Below are 15,260 nucleotides of genomic sequence, written 5' to 3'. Positions count from 1 at the left end.
CCGCACGCCGCCGCCGACGCCGTCGTCACCGCCCTGCGGGGGTTGCCGTGAAGGACCCCTTCCCGGCGTGTGCCGCAGCGAGGGACTCCTTCACTGCACAGGACGCAGGGAAGGGGTCCTTCACGGCACACCCGGCGCAGCCGGCGCACGCGCGGATATTCCCCGGGTACGGGATTATGTGAGAAGGTTGCGGATCTGTGGGCGGGGCGGGGGTCCGGGTGCCAGAATGAGCGTGTGTTGTGGTTGGATCTCGAAGGTGCCGTGAACGTCCGTGACGTCGGGGGCATCCCGACGACCGACGGGGACAAGACCGCCCCGGGTCGGCTGCTGCGGTCGGACAACCTGCAGGACCTCTCCCCTGGCGACGTCACGTTGCTGACCGAGCAGCTCCGGCTGAGCACGGTGGTGGACCTGCGGTCGCGGTCCGAGGTCAACGCGGAGGGTCCCACCCCGTTGACCCGGCTGGAGCACATCACCCACGTCAACCACTCGCTCATCCCCGACCACGCCTACGACGCCTCGGCCGAGGCACTGCTGGTGCGGCGGCAACGGGAGGAGCAGCGCTACCCGGGCGACCCGTCGACCGCGCACTACCTCGGCTACGTCGAGCACCGGCCGGACAGCATCGTCGCCGCCCTGCGCGCGGTGAACGGCTCCCCCGGCGCCTCACTGGTGCACTGCGCGGCGGGCAAGGACCGCACCGGCGTCGTGGTCGCCTTCGCCCTCAGCGTCGCGGGCGCGCGGCGGGAGGACATCATCCGCGACTACGCCGCCACCGGCCAGCGACTGCCGCGGATCCTCGACCGGCTGCGCTCCTCGGCGACCTACGCCGGGGACATCGACAAGGTGCCCGAGGACCACCACCGTCCCCGCGAGGAGACGATGGAGGCGTTCCTCGAACAGATCGACAAGCGGCACGGCGGGGTGACCGACGTACTCGGCCGCAACGGCTTCACCGACGACGAACTCGACGCGCTGTACCGCAAACTGCGCGGCTGAGTCTCCGGCGTGCCCGGGGTTCGCACCGGGCACGCCGGAGACTCACGCCCCGTAGACGGGCTCCGGCTCCGGGGCCGCGTCGACCAGTTTCCGCACGACGGGACCGAGTTCGCCCGGCTCCCACCGGGAACCCTTGTCCTCCTCGGGACCGTGCCGCCAGCTCTGCATCAGGCACACCCGGCCACCGTCCACCTCGAACATCCGCCCGTTGACGTGCGCGGACTCGGCACTGCCCAGCCACACCACCAGCGGCGAGACGTTGCCCGGGTCCATGGCGTCGAACCCGCCGTCGGGGGCGGCCATGTCGTCGGCGAACGCGGTCTCGGTCATCCGGGTCCGCGCGGCGGGGGCGATGCCGTTCACCGTGACGCCGTAGCGGGCCAGTTCGGCGGAGGCCACCAGGGTGAGCCCGGCGATCCCGGCCTTGGCCGCCGAGTAGTTGCCCTGGCCGACGCTGCCCAGCAGACCCGCGCCGGAACTGGTGTTGATGATGCGCGCGTCCGGGGTGCGCCCCGCCTTCGCCTCGGCGCGCCAGTGCGCCGCCGCGTGCCGCAGCATCGCGAAGTGTCCCTTGAGGTGGACCCGCAGCACCGCGTCCCACTCCTGCTCGTCCAGGTTGACCAGCATCCGGTCCCGCAGGAACCCGGCGTTGTTCACCAGCACGTCGAGCCGGCCGAACGTCTCCAGCGCGGTGCCCACCACCCGCTCGGCACCGGCCCAGTCGGCGACGTCGTCGGTGTTGGCCACCGCCTCGCCGCCGGACGCCGTGATCTCGGCGACGACCTGCTCGGCCGGGCCGCCCGAGGTGCCGCTGCCGTCCAGGGCGACCCCGACGTCGTTGACCACCACCTTCGCGCCCTCCCGGGCGAAGGCGAGGGCATGTTCCCGGCCGATCCCGCGTCCGGCTCCGGTGACGACGACGACCCGATCCCGCACGATTCCGCTCACGCCTGCTCCCTGTTCCGCTGCTGACCGTCCCGCCCGGTACCGGACGGGGTCGCGGTGTCGGTGTTGGCCGCCGCGAGGAAGGCGGGCACCTCTCCCCCGCCGTGCGCGGTCAGCACCGAGCCGCTGACGTAGGAGGCGCACGCCGAGGCGAGGAACGCCACGCAGTCCCCGATCTCTTCCGGCCGCGCGAGCCTGCCCACCGGCACGGTGGCCCCGACCGCCGCCACGCCCTCGGCGTCGCCGTAGTGCATCGCGGCCCGTTCGGTCTCCACCATCCCCACGCGGACCGCGTTCACCCGCACCTTCGGTGCCCACTCGATCGCCAGGCTCGTGGTCAGGTTCTCCAGACCCGCCTTGGCCGCGCCGTACGCGGCCGTGCCCGGGGACGGGCGTGCGCCGCTGACGCTGGAGATGTTGACGATCGCGCCGCCGGAGTCCTGCCGCTGCATCACGGCGTTCGCCCGCTGGGCGACGGTGAGCGGGGCGAGCAGGTTCAGCGCGACCACTTTGGAGTGGAAGTTCGGGGAGGCGTCCGCAGCGTCGGCGAACGGGGCACCGCCCGCATTGTTCACCACGACGTCGAGCCGTCCGTGTCGCGCGACGAGCCCGTCGACGAGGCGGCCGACGTCGTCCGGATCCCGCACGTCGCAGGTGGCGAACTCGACGCCGTCGTCGAGCGTGTCCGGCTCGTTCCGCGCGCAGATCACCACCCGTGCCCCCGCGGCCCGCAGGGCCCGGGTGATCCCGGAGCCCACTCCCCGGACGCCGCCGGTGACGAGCGCCACCGCGCCGTCGAGGTCACAGTCGAGCGCCACGCCGTTCCTCCTTCCGGCCTGTACTCGCGTCAGGCACACTGCTAACTTACCAAGCAAGTGCTAGGTTAGGAAGTCGAATGGCTGACGTCATCACCACCTCCCGCGCCGATCCCGGAATCGCCGTGGTGACGGTGCATTCGCCGCCGGTCAACGCGTTGCCGGCGCAGGGCTGGTTCGACCTCGCCGACGCGGTCACGGCCGCCGGACGGGACCCGGAGTGTCACGTCGTGGTGCTGCGCGCCGAGGGGCGCGGCTTCAACGCCGGCGTGGACATCAAGGAGATCCAGAACGATGCCGGATACGCCGCGCTGATCGGCGCGAACCGGGGCTGCGCGGCCGCGTTCGCCGCGGTCTACGAGTGCGCGGTGCCGGTGGTGGCCGCCGTACACGGGTTCTGCCTCGGCGGCGGGATCGGGCTGGTCGGCAACGCCGACGTGATCGTGGCCGCCGACGACGCCACCTTCGGACTGCCCGAGGTGGACCGGGGCGCGCTCGGGGCGGCCACCCACCTCGCCCGCCTGGTGCCGCAGCACATGATGCGCACCCTGTACTACACCGCGAGCACCGTGGACGCCCACCAGCTGCACCACCACGGTTCCGTGCACCGGGTCGTCCCCCGTGGACAGTTGGACGACGCCGCCATGGAACTCGCCCGCACGATCGGCGAGAAGGACACCCGGGTGATCCGCGCGGCCAAGGAGGCGATCAACGGGATCGACCCGCAGCCGGTGCACCGCAGCTACCGGTTCGAGCAGGGCTTCACCTTCGAGCTCAACCTGTCCGGGGTCTCCGACTCCGCCCGGCAGGAGTTCCTGGACCACGGCGACAACCCCGCCGACGGAGACGACCACAGGGGGCAGTGATGGCCGACAAACGGATGACCGCCGACGAGGTGGTCGCCGAGCTGTCCGACGGGATGACCGTCGGCATCGGCGGCTGGGGTTCACGGCGCAAACCGATGGCGCTGGTGCGGGCGATCCTGCGCTCGTCGCTGACCGACCTGACCGTCGTCTCCTACGGCGGTCCGGACGTCGGCCTGCTCGCCTCGGCGGGGAAGATCCGCAGACTGGTGTTCGGGTTCGTCACGCTCGACTCGGTGGCCCTGGACCCGTGGTTCGGCCGGGCGCGGGAGTCCGGCGACCTCGCGGTGACCGAGTACGACGAGGGCGTGTTCGCCACCGCGCTGACGGCGGCGGCCCGGCGGCTGCCGTTCCTGCCGACCCGCGCCGGGCTCGGCTCGGACGTCACCCGGCTCAACCCGGAGCTGCGCACGGTCCGTTCCCCGTACGACGACGGGGAAGAACTGCTGGCCGTGCCGCCGCTGCGGCTGGACGCGGCGCTGGTGCACCTCAACCGCGCCGACGCCCGCGGCAACGGCCAGTACCTCGGACCGGACCCGTACTTCGACGACGTGTTCGCGCTCGCGGCGGACAGATGCTTCCTGTCCACCGAGCGGATCGTGGACACGAACGCGCTGACCGACGAGGGTCCGGTGCAGAGCCTGCTGCTGAACCGGTCCGCCGTGGACGGTGTCGTGGAGACCCCGAACGGAGCGCACTTCACCACGGCGGCACCGGACTACGGCCGCGACGAGGCGTTCCAACGCCACTACGTCGCCTGCGCCAAGGACCCGGACGCCTGGCCGGGATTCGTCGACCGGTTCCTCTCCGGCGACGAGCAGCGGTACCAGGCCGAGATCCGGCGGTTCGGTCAGGAGGCGGCGTGAGCGACCATCCCCGGTGCTCGCGACACCGACCGGGTGCGGGTGCCCCGCGGCACACCACAGGCGGCGTGCGCGCACCCGGACACCACGACGACAGGAGGCGGCATGAGTGACGCGACCCGCGCCGAGGTCGCGGCGGTGGCGTGTGCGGAGCTGTTCCGCACCGACGGCGAGATCGTCGTCAGCCCGATGGGCCTGACCCCGTCGATCGGGGCGAAGCTCGCCCGGATGACCTTCGCACCGGACATCCTGCTCACCGACGGGGAGGCGTCCCTGCTCGCGAACACACCGGGCGTGGGCGAGCCGGTCGTGGAGGGCTGGCAGCCGTTCCGCGCGGTGCTGGACACCGTCGTGCCGCACGGCAGGCGGCACGTGGTGATGGGCGCCAGCCAGTTGGACCGGTTCGGCAACCAGAACATCTCCGCCATCGGCGAACACGCCCGGCCGACGAAGCAGCTGCTCGGAGTGCGCGGCGGCCCGGGGAACACGGTGAACAACCGCACCAGCTACTGGGTGCCGAAACACAGCCGGCGGGTGTTCACCGACCACGTCGACGTCGTCTCCGGTGTCGGGTACGACCGCGCCCGCGCCGCCGGGCCGGGCGCGGCGAAGTACCACGACGTGTACCGCGTGGTCACCGACCTGGCGGTGCTGGACTTCGCCGGGCCGGACAACACCCTGCGGCTGGTGTCCACCCATCCCGGGGTGTCGGTGGACGAGGTCGTCGCGGCCACCGGTTTCGAGCTGGACACCGGCGCCGTGAGGGAGACCAGGCTGCCCACCGACGAGGAGCTGCGCCTGCTGCGCGAGGTGATCGACCCCAAGGGCACCCGGGAGAAGGAGGTCCCGTCGTGACGGAGACCGGAGCGACGGACGCGGCGCCGGAGCCCCCGGCCCTGCGCACGCCGCTGACCGACCTGGTCGGCGTGCGGCATCCGGTGGTGCAGACCGGGATGGGCTGGGTCGCCGGGCCCCGGCTGGTCTCGGCCACCGCCGAGGCGGGCGGCCTGGGCATCCTCGCCTCGGCCACGATGACCTACGACGAGCTGGAGCAGGCCGTCGCCGAGGTGAAAAGCCGCACGGACCGGACGTTCGGGGTGAACCTGCGGGCCGACGCCGAGGACGCCGGGGACCGGGTGGACCTGCTCATCCGCGAGGGCGTGCGGGTGGCCTCGTTCGCCCTCGCCCCGCGTCCGGAGATGATCGCGAAACTGAAGGACGCGGGCGTGGTCGTCATCCCCTCGGTGGGCGCGGCCAAACACGCGGCGAAGGTCGCCTCGTGGGGCGCCGACGCGGTGATCGTGCAGGGCGGCGAGGGCGGCGGGCACACCGGCGGGGTCGCCACCACCCTGCTGTTGCCGTCCGTGCTGGATGCGGTGGACATCCCCGTGGTGGCGGCGGGCGGGTTCTACGACGGCCGCGGGTTGGCCGCCGCGCTCGCCTACGGCGCGGCGGGGGTGGCGATGGGCACGCGCTTCCTGCTCACGCGGGAGAGCACCGTGCCGGACGAGGTCAAACGCGCCTACCTGGCGCGTGGGCTGACCGACACCGTCGTCACCCGCAAGGTGGACGGCCTGCCGCACCGCGTGCTGCGCACGGACCTGGTGGACTCGCTGGAACGCTCCGGCGCCGTCACCGGCCTCGCCCGCGCGGTGCGCAACGCGATCCGGTTCCGCAGACTCACCGGGGTCTCGTGGCGGTCGATGCTCACCGAGGGGCGGGCGATGAAACGCTCCGGCGACCGCACCTGGGCGCAGGTGCTCATGGCGGCCAACACCCCGATGCTGCTGCGCGCGGGCCTGGTCCGCGGCGAGACGGACGCAGGCGTCCTCGCCTCCGGCCAGGTCGTCGGCCTCCTCGACGACCTCCCCACCGTCGCCGACCTGGTGGAGACCATGGTCACCGAAGCCCACACCCACCTCTCCTCCCTCCCCTGACCCCCCGCGAGTTGCCGCCCCAGACCCGCGAGTTGCCGTTCCAGGCCGGCGAGTTGGCGTCCCGAGGCCGCTTCGGGACCGGAAGCATCCCGCGACACGCCCGGGGTTCCCCAGGCGCTTCCCGGGCATGTCGATAACGTCGTGATAGCGTGCACCCTCTGGCGCGAGGATTGTGCCTGCTCGGCCAGGGTGGCGTCAGCCCTCCGCAGCTGGCGAGGATCGCAACGTGGTCGCACTACCCCGGAGGAGTCTGTCCGACCCGATGGCGCCGGCCCGGGCACCGGGGTTCTGCACCGCGCCGCGTCGTCCGGTCACAGCGGCCGGATGACGCGGCAGGGGTTGCCCGCCGCGAAGACGCGGGGCGGCAGGTCCCGGGTCACGACGCTGCCCGCGCCGACGACCGTGTCGTCGCCGAGGGTGACCCCGGCGCAGACGAGGACCCCGCCCCCCAGCCAGGTGTTGTCGCCGATCGTGATCGGTGCCGCGCTCTCCCACCGCTGTCTGCGCGCCTCGTGGTCGGCCATCGGGTGCAGTGGGGTGAGCAGCTGGGCACGGGGACCGATCGAGACGTCGTCGCCGATGAGGATCCGGGCGCAGTCGAGCAGGACGGCGTCGTAGTTGACGAAACTGTTGTCGCCGATCTCGACGTTGTAGCCGTAGTCGCACCGCAGGCTGGGCATGATCCACGATCCGGTGCCGAACCTGCCGAAGAGTTCCCGCAGGATCCCGGCGCGCCGGTCGGACTCGTCCGCGCGGGTGGCGTTGAACTCGTCCACCAACCGTCCGGCCGCCAGCCGGTCGGCGACCAGTTCCGGGTCGTCGTCCCGGTACAGGTCGCCGCGCAGCATCCGGTCCTTGTGCTCACCCATCGGGGCAGCCTAGCGCCCGGAACCGTCGACCCTCGGGCACGGAGCCGTCAATCCGCGGGTATGGAGTGTCGACTCGCCGCCCTGGAACGGCGACTCGCGGTCCTGGAGTGTCAACTCGCCGTTTTGGGGTGGCAACTCGCCGTTTTGGGGTGGCGACTCGCGGGGTGGGGTGGGGTGGGCAGGGGCCGGGGTTACAGGCGTTCGAGGAGGGTGACGTTGGCGGTGCCGCCGCCTTCGCACATGGTCTGGAGGGCGTAGCGGCCGTCGCGGCGTTCGAGTTCGTGCAGCATCGTGGCCAGCAGTTTCGTGCCGGTGGCGCCGATGGGGTGGCCCAGGGCGATGCCGCCGCCGTTGACATTGACCCGTTCCGGGTCGGCGCCGGTCTCCTCCAGCCACGCCAGTACGACACTGGCGAAGGCCTCGTTCACCTCGAACAGGTCGATGTCGTCCACCGACAGGCCGGTGCGGCGCAGCGCGTGCGCGGTGGCCGGGATGGGGCCGGTGAGCATCCACACCGGGTCGGCCGCACGCACCGACAGGTGGTGCACCCGCGCCTTCGGGGTCAGGCCGTGCTCGGCGACGAACGACTCCGAGGCGAGCACGGCCGCGCTCGCGCCGTCGGAGATCTGGCTGGCCACCGCGGCGGTGATGCGTGAGTCCGGGCTCAGTGGCTGCAGGGCGGCCATCTTCTCCGGGGTGGTGCCCCGGCGCGGGCCCTCGTCGTGGGTCAACCCGCCGAACGGCACGGTCTCGGCGTCGAAACGGCCCTCGTCGATCGCGGCCAGCGCCCGCTGGTGGCTGGTGTAGGCGAAACGCTCCATCGCCTCGCGGGAGAGGTCCCAGTGTTCGGCGATCATGTCGGCGCTGCGGAACTGGGAGACCTCCTCGTCGCCGTAGCGTTTCCGCCAGCCCTCCGAGCCGGAGAACGGGTCGTCGAAGCCGAACTCGCGTCCGGCGAGCATGGCCGCGCTGATCGGGACCGCGCTCATGTTCTGCACCCCGCCGGCGACCACGCAGTCGACGGTGCCGGACAGCACCGCCTGCGCGGCGAAGTGCACGGCCTGCTGGCTGGAGCCGCACTGCCGGTCCACGGTGACGCCGGGCACCTGGTCCGGCAGGCCCGCGGCCAGCCACGCGGTGCGGGCGATGTTGCCCGCCTGCGGGCCGATCGTGTCGGTGCAGCCGAGGATCACGTCGTCCACCCGCTCGGGGTCCACCCCGGTGCGGGTCACGGCGGCGTTCAGTACGTGCGCGGCCAGGTCGGCACTGTGCACCTCGGACAGCGCGCCGCCGCGTTTCCCGACCGGTGTGCGCACCGCGTCGAGGATATAGGCCTGCGGTCGGTCGGCTCGGTCAGCCATGGGTGTCTCCCGTCTTCGTGGCCCGCCTGCGGCGGGTGGCGATCCCGTCGAGCAGGATGCCGAGGTACTGCTGTGCGACGTCGTCGGCCGAGAGCGTGCCCTCGGGGTTGTACCAGCGCACCGCCACCCACACGGTGTCGCGGATGAAGCGGTAGACCAGTTCGATGTCCAGGTCGGCGCGGAAGACGCCGTCGCGCACGCCGTCGCCGAGGATGGTGCGCCAGAGGTCGCGGAACTCGACGTTGCGCTCGTCGATGTAGGCGAAGCGCTCCAGCTGGGTGAGGTGTTTGGCCTCGTTCTGGTAGATCGCGACCTCGGCGGGGTGGTCGTGGATGGACCGGAACGACGCCCGCACCACCGCTTCGAGGGTCCTGCGCGGGCCGAGGCCGGAGTCCATGATCTCGGCGTAGGTGCCGAACAGGTCGTCGAGGAAGCCCCGCAGGATCTCGTCGGCCATCGACTCCTTGGAGTCGAAGTGGTGGTACAGACTGCCGGAGAGGATGCCGGCGGCGTCGGCGATGTCGCGCACGGTGGTCGAGACGTAGCCGCGTTCGGCGAACAACCGTGCCGCCAGGGCGAGCAGTTCCGCCCGCCGTCCCGATCCGTTCGTGCGCGACCGCCGGGTGCGCGCCGTGCTCCCGTTCATCCGTCCTCGTCCCTACGCGTGCTGACTGCTCACCGAGATGACCTCGCCCGTCAGATACGAAGCGTAGTCACTGGCGAGGAAGACCATGACATTGGCGACCTCCCACGGCTGGGCGGCCCGGCCGGACACCTCGCGCCCCGTCAGTTCGTCGAGCAGCTCGTCGCTGGTGACCTTCGCCAGGAACGGGTGCATGGCCAGGCTCGGCGCGACGGCGTTCACGCGGATGCCGTGCCCGGCCACGTCCACCGCCGCGCTGCGGGTCAGGGCCATCACCCCGGCCTTGGCGGCGGCGTAGTGGGCCTGCTCGCCCTGCGCGCGCCAGCCGATCACCGAGGCGTTGTTCACCACCGCTCCCCCGCCGCCCTGCTCGACGAACCGCCGCAACACGGCGCGGGTCACCCGGAACGTGCCGTTCAACGTCACGTCGAGCACGGACGACCACTGGTCGTCGGTCATGTCCAGGATCGAGGCACTGCCCCCGAGTCCGGCGTTGTTGATCAGCACGTCGATCCGGCCGAACCGGTCGACGGCGCCGTCGACCAGCGCGCGGACCCGGTCCTCGTCGGTGACGTCGCACGGCACTGCGTGCACCTCGCCCAGTTCGGCCAGTTCGTCGCGGGTCTCACCGAGCCTGCGCTCGTGCCGGTCGCTGAGCACGACCTTCGCGCCCTCCTCCAGGCTGCGCCGGGCCACGGCCGAGCCGATGCCCGTCCCGGCGGCGGCGGTGACCAGCACCACCTTGTCGCGCAGCAGGTCACGCCCCTGGGGATAGTCCGGCAGCGGTATCACTTATCGCTTCTCCCTCGGCAGGCCGAGCACGCGCTCGGCGATGATGTTGCGTTGGATCTCGTTCGAGCCGCCGTAGATCGTGTCGGCGCGGCTGAACAGGAACAGGCGCTGCCACTCGTCGAGATCGTCGGTGGCGACCATGCCCGCGGCGCCGCGCACGAGCATCGCCAGCTCGCCGAGCTCGCGGTGCCAGGTGGCCCAGACGAGCTTGGACACCTCGGCCACCCCGGGCGCGGTGTCCCCGAGGGTGCGCAGCGCGTGCGCCCGCATCACCTCCAGCCCCGTCCAGGACCGGGCCAGCCGTTCGGCCACGGCCGGGTCGTCGGCGGCGCCGGTGCGCCGCGCCAGGTCGGTCAGCGCCCGCAGTTCCCGGCGGAAGCCCACCTGCTGGCCGAGGGTGGCCACGCCGCGCTCGAAGCCGAGCGTGCCCATCGCCACCGTCCATCCCTCGCCGGGTTCGCCGACGACGAGGTCCGCGCGGGTGCGGGCACCGTCGAAGAACACCTCGTTGAACTCGGACGTGCCGGTGAGCTGGCGGATCGGCCGCACCTCGACGCCGTCCTGGTCCATCGGCACCAGCAGGTAGGACAGGCCCCGGTGCCGCTGCGAGCCGGGTTCGGTGCGGGCGAGCACGAAGCACCAGTCGGCCACGTGCGCCAGCGACGTCCACACCTTCTGCCCGTGCAGCACCCACTCGTCGCCGTCGCGGTGCGCGGTGGTGGACACCGCGGCCAGGTCGGACCCGGCCCCGGGCTCGGAGTAGCCCTGGCACCACAGTTCGTCGACCGACACGATCGGCGGCAGGAACCGGCGCTGCTGCTCCGGGGTACCGAAGGCGATCAGCGTCGGGCCGAGCAGTTCCTGGCCGAGGTGGCTGACCTTGGCGGGCGCGTCCGCGCGGGCGTACTCCTCGTGGAAGATCACCTGCTCGGTCAGGGACGCACCCCGACCGCCGTGTTCGACCGGCCAGCCCACGCAGGTCCAGCCCGCGGCGGCCAGGTGCCGTTCCCACGCCAGCCGTTCGTCGAAGGCCTCGTGCTCGCGCCCCGGGCCGCCCAGGCCGCGCAGTGCGGCGAACTCGCCGGTGAGGTTCTCGGCGAGCCAGGTCCGCACCCGCTCGCGGAATTCGCCCGCGGCCTCCGGGTCGGTGCCGGTCGCGCTCGCGGCCCCGGCCCCTGGGCCGGACACGGTGTCGGACACGGGCAGACCTCCTCGAAGGCTGGTTTTCAACACGGCCGTTCGTGCGTAGGCTACCCTACCAAGCACTTGCTAGGGAGGTCTTCGTGGAAACGGCACCAGCCACGATTCCGGCGGCCCTCGTCCGGGCCGCACACGAGTTCGGCGACCGCGAGGCCGTCGTCGACGGCGAGGTGCGGCTGAGTTGGGCCGAACTGTACGAGCGGGCGCGCCGGTTCGCGACGGTGTTGTCCCGCCGCGGTGTCGAACCGGGTGACCGGGTGGCGATTTGCGCGCCGAACACCCACCACTGGGTCGTCGCCGCGCTCGGCACGCTCTACGCGGGCGCGACCCTCGTCCCGGTCAACACCCGGTTCACCGGGCCGGAGATGCTCGACCTCGTCACCCGCAGCGCGGCGAAGGCGCTCGTGGTGGCGGGACCGTTCCTCGGCGTCGAGCGGATCGACGAGTTGCACCGGGCGGGGCTGGGCGCGCTGCCGCTGATCGTGCGCGTTCCCGTGGAGTCCGAACCCGAGGCCCGCGCCGACGTGACCGAGTGGCGGGACCTGGACGCACTCGTGGCCGACGCGGACGCCGCCGAACTGGCCGCGGTGGACGAGCGCGCACGCGCGGTGGACGCCGACGACCTCAGCGATATCCTGTTCACCTCGGGCACCACCGGCCGCAGCAAGGGGGCGCTGACCAGCCACCGCAGGTCGCTCGGCGTGGCGCGGGCGTGGGCCGACCGCGCCACCGTCGCCGCGGGCGACCGGTACCTGGTGATCAACCCGTTCTTCCACAGTTTCGGCTACAAGGCGGGCATCCTCGTCGCGCTGCTGCGCGGGGCGACCCTGCTGCCGCAGCGCACCTTCGACGTGACCACGACGATGCGCACGATCGAGGCCGAGCGGGTGACGATCCTGCCGGGCCCCCCGACGATCTACCAGACGATGCTCGACTCGGCCGAGCGCTCGGAGTTCGATCTGGACAGTCTGCGGGTGGCGGTCACCGGCGCGGCCACGGTGCCGGTCGCGTTGGTGGAGCGGATGCGGTCCGAGCTCAGCTTCGACGTGGTGCTCACCGCCTACGGGCTCACCGAGGCCGTGGTGGCCACGATGTGCGCCCCGGACGACGACGCGGAGACGGTCGCGCGCACCAGCGGGCGCGCCGCGGCGGGTTTCGAGGTCGCGCTGGCCGACTCCGGTGAGATCCTGCTGCGCGGCCCGAACACGATGCTCGGTTACCTGGACGACCCGGCGGCCACCGCCGAGGCGATCGACGCGGACGGCTGGCTGCACACCGGCGACGTCGGTGTGCTCGACGAGCGCGGGTATCTCACGATCACTGACCGGATCAAGGACATGTACATCTGCGGCGGGTTCAACGTCTACCCGGCCGAGGTGGAACAGGTGCTCGCCCGGCTGGACGGAGTGGCCGAGTCGGCCGTCGTCGGCGTTCCGGACGAGCGGCTCGGCGAGGTCGGCAAGGCGTTCGTCGTCCGCCGCGCCGGGGCCACGCTCACCGCCGACGACGTGCTCGGGCACTGCCGGGAGCGGCTGGCGAACTTCAAGGTGCCCCGGCAGGTCGAGTTCCGCGACGACCTGCCGCGCAACCCCGCGGGCAAGGTCCTCAAGCGCACGCTGCGCGACGAACACGGCAGGAACGAGGAGACACGATGAGCGGCAGCGACAACCCCGGCCCGGCCGCCTGGAACGAGGAGGTCGTGCGTTACGAGCGACGCGGCCCGGTGGCGGTGGTGACGATGAACCGCCCGGAGTACCGCAACGCGCAGAACTCCGTGATGACCTACGCCCTGGACGCGGCGTTCCAACGGGCCGTGGACGACGACGAGGTGACGGTGATCGTGCTCGCGGGGGCGGGCAAGCACTTCTCGGCGGGCCACGACATCGGCACCCCGGGCCGGGACACCGACGTGCACTACGACAACACGGCCGTGCTGTGGTGGGACCACGTCGGCCGGGCGGGCGGGGACCAGCGGTTCGCCCGCGAGTCCGAGGTGTATCTGGGCATGTGCCGGCGGTGGCGGGAGATCCCGAAGCCGATGATCGCCAGCGTGCAGGGCGCGTGCATCGCCGGGGCGCTGATGCTGGCGTGGGTGGCCGACCTGATCGTGGCCTCGGACGACGCGTTCTTCGCCGACCCGGTGGTGCGCATGGGCATCCCCGGGGTCGAGTACTTCGCGCACCCGTGGGTGCTCGGGCCGCGGGCGGCCAAGGAGGTGCTGTTCACCGGGGAACGGTTCAGCGCCGAGCAGGCCCGCGAGTGGGGCATGCTCAACCGCGTCGTGCCGCGCGTGGAGCTGGAGCAGCGGACGCTGGAGCTGGCGGAGAAGATCGCCGAGATGCCGACGTTCGGTCTGGCGCTGGCGAAGAAGGCCGTCAACCAGGCCGAGGACCAGATGGGCATGCGCACCGGCATGGACGCGGCGTTCGGCCTGCACCACTTCGCGCACGCGCACAACGCCGAGGTCTCCGGCGGGGACTCGCTCGGTGGGCAGAACGCCCGCTCGATGCGCGAGAGCGGCACCGGGTCCGGGAGCTGACGATGGATCTGGAACCGGACGAACACAGCAGGGCGTTCCGCGACGAGGTGCGCGCGTGGCTGGCCGAGCACGTGCCCGCCGAGCCGTTGGCCTCGTTCGACACCGCCGAGGGGTTCGCCCAGCACCGCCGGTGGGAGGCCGAGCTGGCGCAGGCGCGGCTGTCGGTCGTGGCGTGGCCGGAGGAGTTCGGCGGCCGGGACGCGAGCCTGCTCGACTGGGTGCTGTTCGAACAGGAGTACTACGCGGCCGGTGCGCCCGGCCGGGTGGGGCAGAACGGCATCTTCATGCTGGCCCCCACGCTGTTCTCGCACGGGACACCGGAGCAGCGCGCACGCATCCTGCCGCCGATGGCGCGCGGCGAGCAGGTGTGGGCGCAGGCGTGGTCCGAGCCGGAGGCGGGCAGTGACATCGCCGCCCTGCGCAGCACCGCGCGCCGCACCGACGGCGGCTGGCTGCTGTCCGGGCAGAAGACGTGGAGTTCCCGGGCCGCGTTCGCCGACCGGGCGTTCGGCCTGTTCCGCAGCGACCCGGACAGCGAGCGGCACCGGGGGCTGACGTATCTGATGTTCGACCTGCGCGCCGACGGCGTCACGGTGCGGCCCGTCCCCCAACTGGACGGCGAGCCGGGCTTCGCCGAGATCTTCCTGGACGACGTGTTCGTGCCGGACGCCGACGTGATCGGCGAGCCGGGTGACGGCTGGCGCGTGGCGATGACCACCGCGAACAACGAGCGGGGGCTGTCGCTGCGCGCGCCGGGCCGGTTCCTCGCCGCCGCCGACCGGCTGGTGCGGCTGTGGGCGGAGTCCGACGGGACCACCGACAGCGACACCGCACGGCGGGTGGCCGACGCCTGGATCGACGCGCGGGCCTACCAGCTCTACACCTTCGGCACGGTGACCCGACTGGCCGAGGGCGGCGAGCTGGGTCCGGAGTCGAGCGTGAACAAGCTGTTCTGGTCGCACCTGGACGTCGGACTGCACGAGACGGCGCTGGACCTGCTCGGCCCGGACGCCGAACTGCGGCACGCCTCCGGCTGGCCGGAGGGCTGGCTGTTCTCCCTGGCCGGCCCGATCTACGGCGGGACCGACCAGATCCAGCGCAACGTGGTGGCCGAACGGCTGCTGGGACTGCCGAGGGGGCAACGGTGAGATTCGCACTGTCGGCCGAACAGCACGAGTTCGCCGCGAGCCTGGACGCACTGTTGACCGACGCGGACACCGCCGCGGCGAACCGGGCGTGGGCCCGCGGCGACCACGGCTCCGGACTGCGGCTCTGGAAGTCGCTGGCCGAGACCGGGGTCCCGGCCCTGGCCGTGCCGGAGCGGTTCGACGGGCTCGGCGCCACCGCGGTGGACTCGGTGGTGGCCTTCGAGCGGCTCGGATACCACGCCGTACCCGGCCCGTGGGTGGACACCGCGGCGGTGCTGCCCGCGCT

The 15,260-nt window shown here is 72.3% G+C and carries 16 protein-coding genes; 9 read left to right on the top strand and 7 right to left on the bottom strand.

What is annotated here, in order from left to right; all coding sequences use genetic code 11:
- Nucleotides 1–234: 234 nt before the first annotated feature.
- Nucleotides 235–999, top strand: coding sequence for a tyrosine-protein phosphatase (locus SACPADRAFT_RS0210865; protein WP_007024479.1), 765 nt, complete (start codon nucleotides 235–237; stop codon nucleotides 997–999).
- Nucleotides 1,000–1,041: 42 nt separating this feature from the next.
- Here the strand turns inward: SACPADRAFT_RS0210865 and SACPADRAFT_RS0210860 are convergent, their stop codons facing one another.
- Nucleotides 1,042–1,947, bottom strand: a complete 906-nt coding sequence (locus SACPADRAFT_RS0210860; RefSeq protein WP_007024478.1) for an SDR family oxidoreductase — start codon at nucleotides 1,945–1,947, stop codon at nucleotides 1,042–1,044.
- A complete protein-coding gene (locus SACPADRAFT_RS0210855; protein WP_007024477.1) occupies nucleotides 1,944–2,762 on the bottom strand; it encodes an SDR family oxidoreductase in 819 nt (272 codons plus the stop codon). The genes SACPADRAFT_RS0210860 and SACPADRAFT_RS0210855 overlap by 4 nt, the downstream gene beginning before the upstream one ends.
- A 77-nt stretch (nucleotides 2,763–2,839) precedes the next feature.
- Between SACPADRAFT_RS0210855 and SACPADRAFT_RS0210850 the strand changes: the two genes are divergently transcribed.
- The 4 genes from SACPADRAFT_RS0210850 (at nucleotide 2,840) to SACPADRAFT_RS0210835 (ending at nucleotide 6,422) form a co-directional block, all read left to right on the top strand.
- Nucleotides 2,840–3,625 (top strand): enoyl-CoA hydratase family protein, encoded by a 786-nt coding sequence (locus SACPADRAFT_RS0210850; protein ID WP_007024476.1) that lies wholly within the window; start codon nucleotides 2,840–2,842, stop codon nucleotides 3,623–3,625.
- Nucleotides 3,625–4,488, top strand: a complete 864-nt coding sequence (locus tag SACPADRAFT_RS0210845; RefSeq protein ID WP_007024475.1) for a CoA transferase subunit A — start codon at nucleotides 3,625–3,627, stop codon at nucleotides 4,486–4,488. The genes SACPADRAFT_RS0210850 and SACPADRAFT_RS0210845 overlap by 1 nt, the downstream gene beginning before the upstream one ends.
- Nucleotides 4,489–4,590: 102 nt before the next feature.
- A complete protein-coding gene (locus SACPADRAFT_RS0210840) occupies nucleotides 4,591–5,340 on the top strand; it encodes a CoA-transferase subunit beta (protein ID WP_007024474.1) in 750 nt (249 codons plus the stop codon).
- Entirely contained in the window at nucleotides 5,337–6,422 is a 1,086-nt protein-coding gene (locus tag SACPADRAFT_RS0210835) for an NAD(P)H-dependent flavin oxidoreductase (protein WP_007024473.1), read from the top strand. The genes SACPADRAFT_RS0210840 and SACPADRAFT_RS0210835 overlap by 4 nt, the downstream gene beginning before the upstream one ends.
- A 311-nt stretch (nucleotides 6,423–6,733) precedes the next feature.
- Here SACPADRAFT_RS0210835 and SACPADRAFT_RS0210830 read toward each other — a convergent pair whose 3' ends face one another.
- The 5 genes from SACPADRAFT_RS0210830 to SACPADRAFT_RS0210810 form a co-directional block, all read right to left on the bottom strand.
- On the bottom strand, nucleotides 6,734–7,291 hold the full coding sequence (locus SACPADRAFT_RS0210830; RefSeq protein WP_007024472.1) for a sugar O-acetyltransferase: 558 nt from the start codon (nucleotides 7,289–7,291) through the stop codon (nucleotides 6,734–6,736).
- A gap of 191 nt (nucleotides 7,292–7,482) precedes the next feature.
- Nucleotides 7,483–8,652, bottom strand: a complete 1,170-nt coding sequence (locus tag SACPADRAFT_RS0210825) for an acetyl-CoA C-acetyltransferase (protein ID WP_007024471.1) — start codon at nucleotides 8,650–8,652, stop codon at nucleotides 7,483–7,485.
- Nucleotides 8,645–9,298 carry a TetR/AcrR family transcriptional regulator gene (locus SACPADRAFT_RS0210820; protein WP_007024470.1) on the bottom strand — a complete coding sequence of 218 codons (654 nt, stop codon included), beginning with the start codon at nucleotides 9,296–9,298 and terminating at the stop codon, nucleotides 8,645–8,647. Before SACPADRAFT_RS0210820 ends, SACPADRAFT_RS0210825 begins: the two co-directional genes overlap by 8 nt.
- A gap of 12 nt (nucleotides 9,299–9,310) precedes the next feature.
- Nucleotides 9,311–10,087, bottom strand: a complete 777-nt coding sequence (locus tag SACPADRAFT_RS0210815; RefSeq protein ID WP_007024469.1) for an SDR family oxidoreductase — start codon at nucleotides 10,085–10,087, stop codon at nucleotides 9,311–9,313.
- Nucleotides 10,088–11,200 (bottom strand): acyl-CoA dehydrogenase family protein, encoded by a 1,113-nt coding sequence (locus tag SACPADRAFT_RS0210810; RefSeq protein WP_028662388.1) that lies wholly within the window; start codon nucleotides 11,198–11,200, stop codon nucleotides 10,088–10,090. It abuts the gene before it with no gap.
- Between the two features lie 170 nt (nucleotides 11,201–11,370).
- Here SACPADRAFT_RS0210810 and SACPADRAFT_RS0210805 point away from each other — a divergent pair, with 170 nt between their 5' ends.
- The 4 genes from SACPADRAFT_RS0210805 to SACPADRAFT_RS26950 all read left to right on the top strand — a co-directional run.
- Nucleotides 11,371–12,942: a FadD3 family acyl-CoA ligase gene (locus SACPADRAFT_RS0210805; protein WP_007024467.1), complete on the top strand. Its 1,572-nt coding sequence runs from the start codon at nucleotides 11,371–11,373 to the stop codon at nucleotides 12,940–12,942.
- Nucleotides 12,939–13,826, top strand: a complete 888-nt coding sequence (locus SACPADRAFT_RS0210800; RefSeq protein WP_007024466.1) for an enoyl-CoA hydratase — start codon at nucleotides 12,939–12,941, stop codon at nucleotides 13,824–13,826. The genes SACPADRAFT_RS0210805 and SACPADRAFT_RS0210800 overlap by 4 nt, the downstream gene beginning before the upstream one ends.
- Before the next feature lie 2 nt (nucleotides 13,827–13,828).
- Nucleotides 13,829–14,974, top strand: coding sequence for an acyl-CoA dehydrogenase family protein (locus SACPADRAFT_RS0210795; RefSeq protein WP_007024465.1), 1,146 nt, complete (start codon nucleotides 13,829–13,831; stop codon nucleotides 14,972–14,974).
- A partial coding sequence (locus SACPADRAFT_RS26950; RefSeq protein WP_007024464.1) for an acyl-CoA dehydrogenase family protein occupies nucleotides 14,971–15,260 on the top strand: 290 nt, incomplete at its 3' end. The genes SACPADRAFT_RS0210795 and SACPADRAFT_RS26950, both read left to right, overlap by 4 nt.

This window comes from Saccharomonospora iraqiensis subsp. paurometabolica YIM 90007, from assembly GCF_000231035.2.
In the GTDB taxonomy this organism is placed as follows: domain Bacteria; phylum Actinomycetota; class Actinomycetes; order Mycobacteriales; family Pseudonocardiaceae; genus Saccharomonospora; species Saccharomonospora paurometabolica.
The sequence above is the reverse complement of the archived record's forward strand: the minus strand, read 5'-3'. Positions and strand labels throughout refer to the sequence as shown.

What these genes read in the sequence shown, in the direction of transcription:
- SACPADRAFT_RS0210850 (WP_007024476.1), top strand. Translation starts at nt 2,840, where the DNA reads ATGGCTGACGTCATCACCACCTCCCGCGCCGATCCCGGAATCGCCGTG.
- SACPADRAFT_RS0210845 (WP_007024475.1), top strand. Translation starts at nt 3,625, where the DNA reads ATGGCCGACAAACGGATGACCGCCGACGAGGTGGTCGCCGAGCTGTCC.
- SACPADRAFT_RS0210840 (WP_007024474.1), top strand. Translation starts at nt 4,591, where the DNA reads ATGAGTGACGCGACCCGCGCCGAGGTCGCGGCGGTGGCGTGTGCGGAG.
- SACPADRAFT_RS0210830 (WP_007024472.1), bottom strand. Translation starts at nt 7,291, where the DNA reads ATGGGTGAGCACAAGGACCGGATGCTGCGCGGCGACCTGTACCGGGAC.
- SACPADRAFT_RS0210825 (WP_007024471.1), bottom strand. Translation starts at nt 8,652, where the DNA reads ATGGCTGACCGAGCCGACCGACCGCAGGCCTATATCCTCGACGCGGTG.
- SACPADRAFT_RS0210820 (WP_007024470.1), bottom strand. Translation starts at nt 9,298, where the DNA reads ATGAACGGGAGCACGGCGCGCACCCGGCGGTCGCGCACGAACGGATCG.
- SACPADRAFT_RS0210800 (WP_007024466.1), top strand. Translation starts at nt 12,939, where the DNA reads ATGAGCGGCAGCGACAACCCCGGCCCGGCCGCCTGGAACGAGGAGGTC.
- SACPADRAFT_RS0210795 (WP_007024465.1), top strand. Translation starts at nt 13,829, where the DNA reads ATGGATCTGGAACCGGACGAACACAGCAGGGCGTTCCGCGACGAGGTG.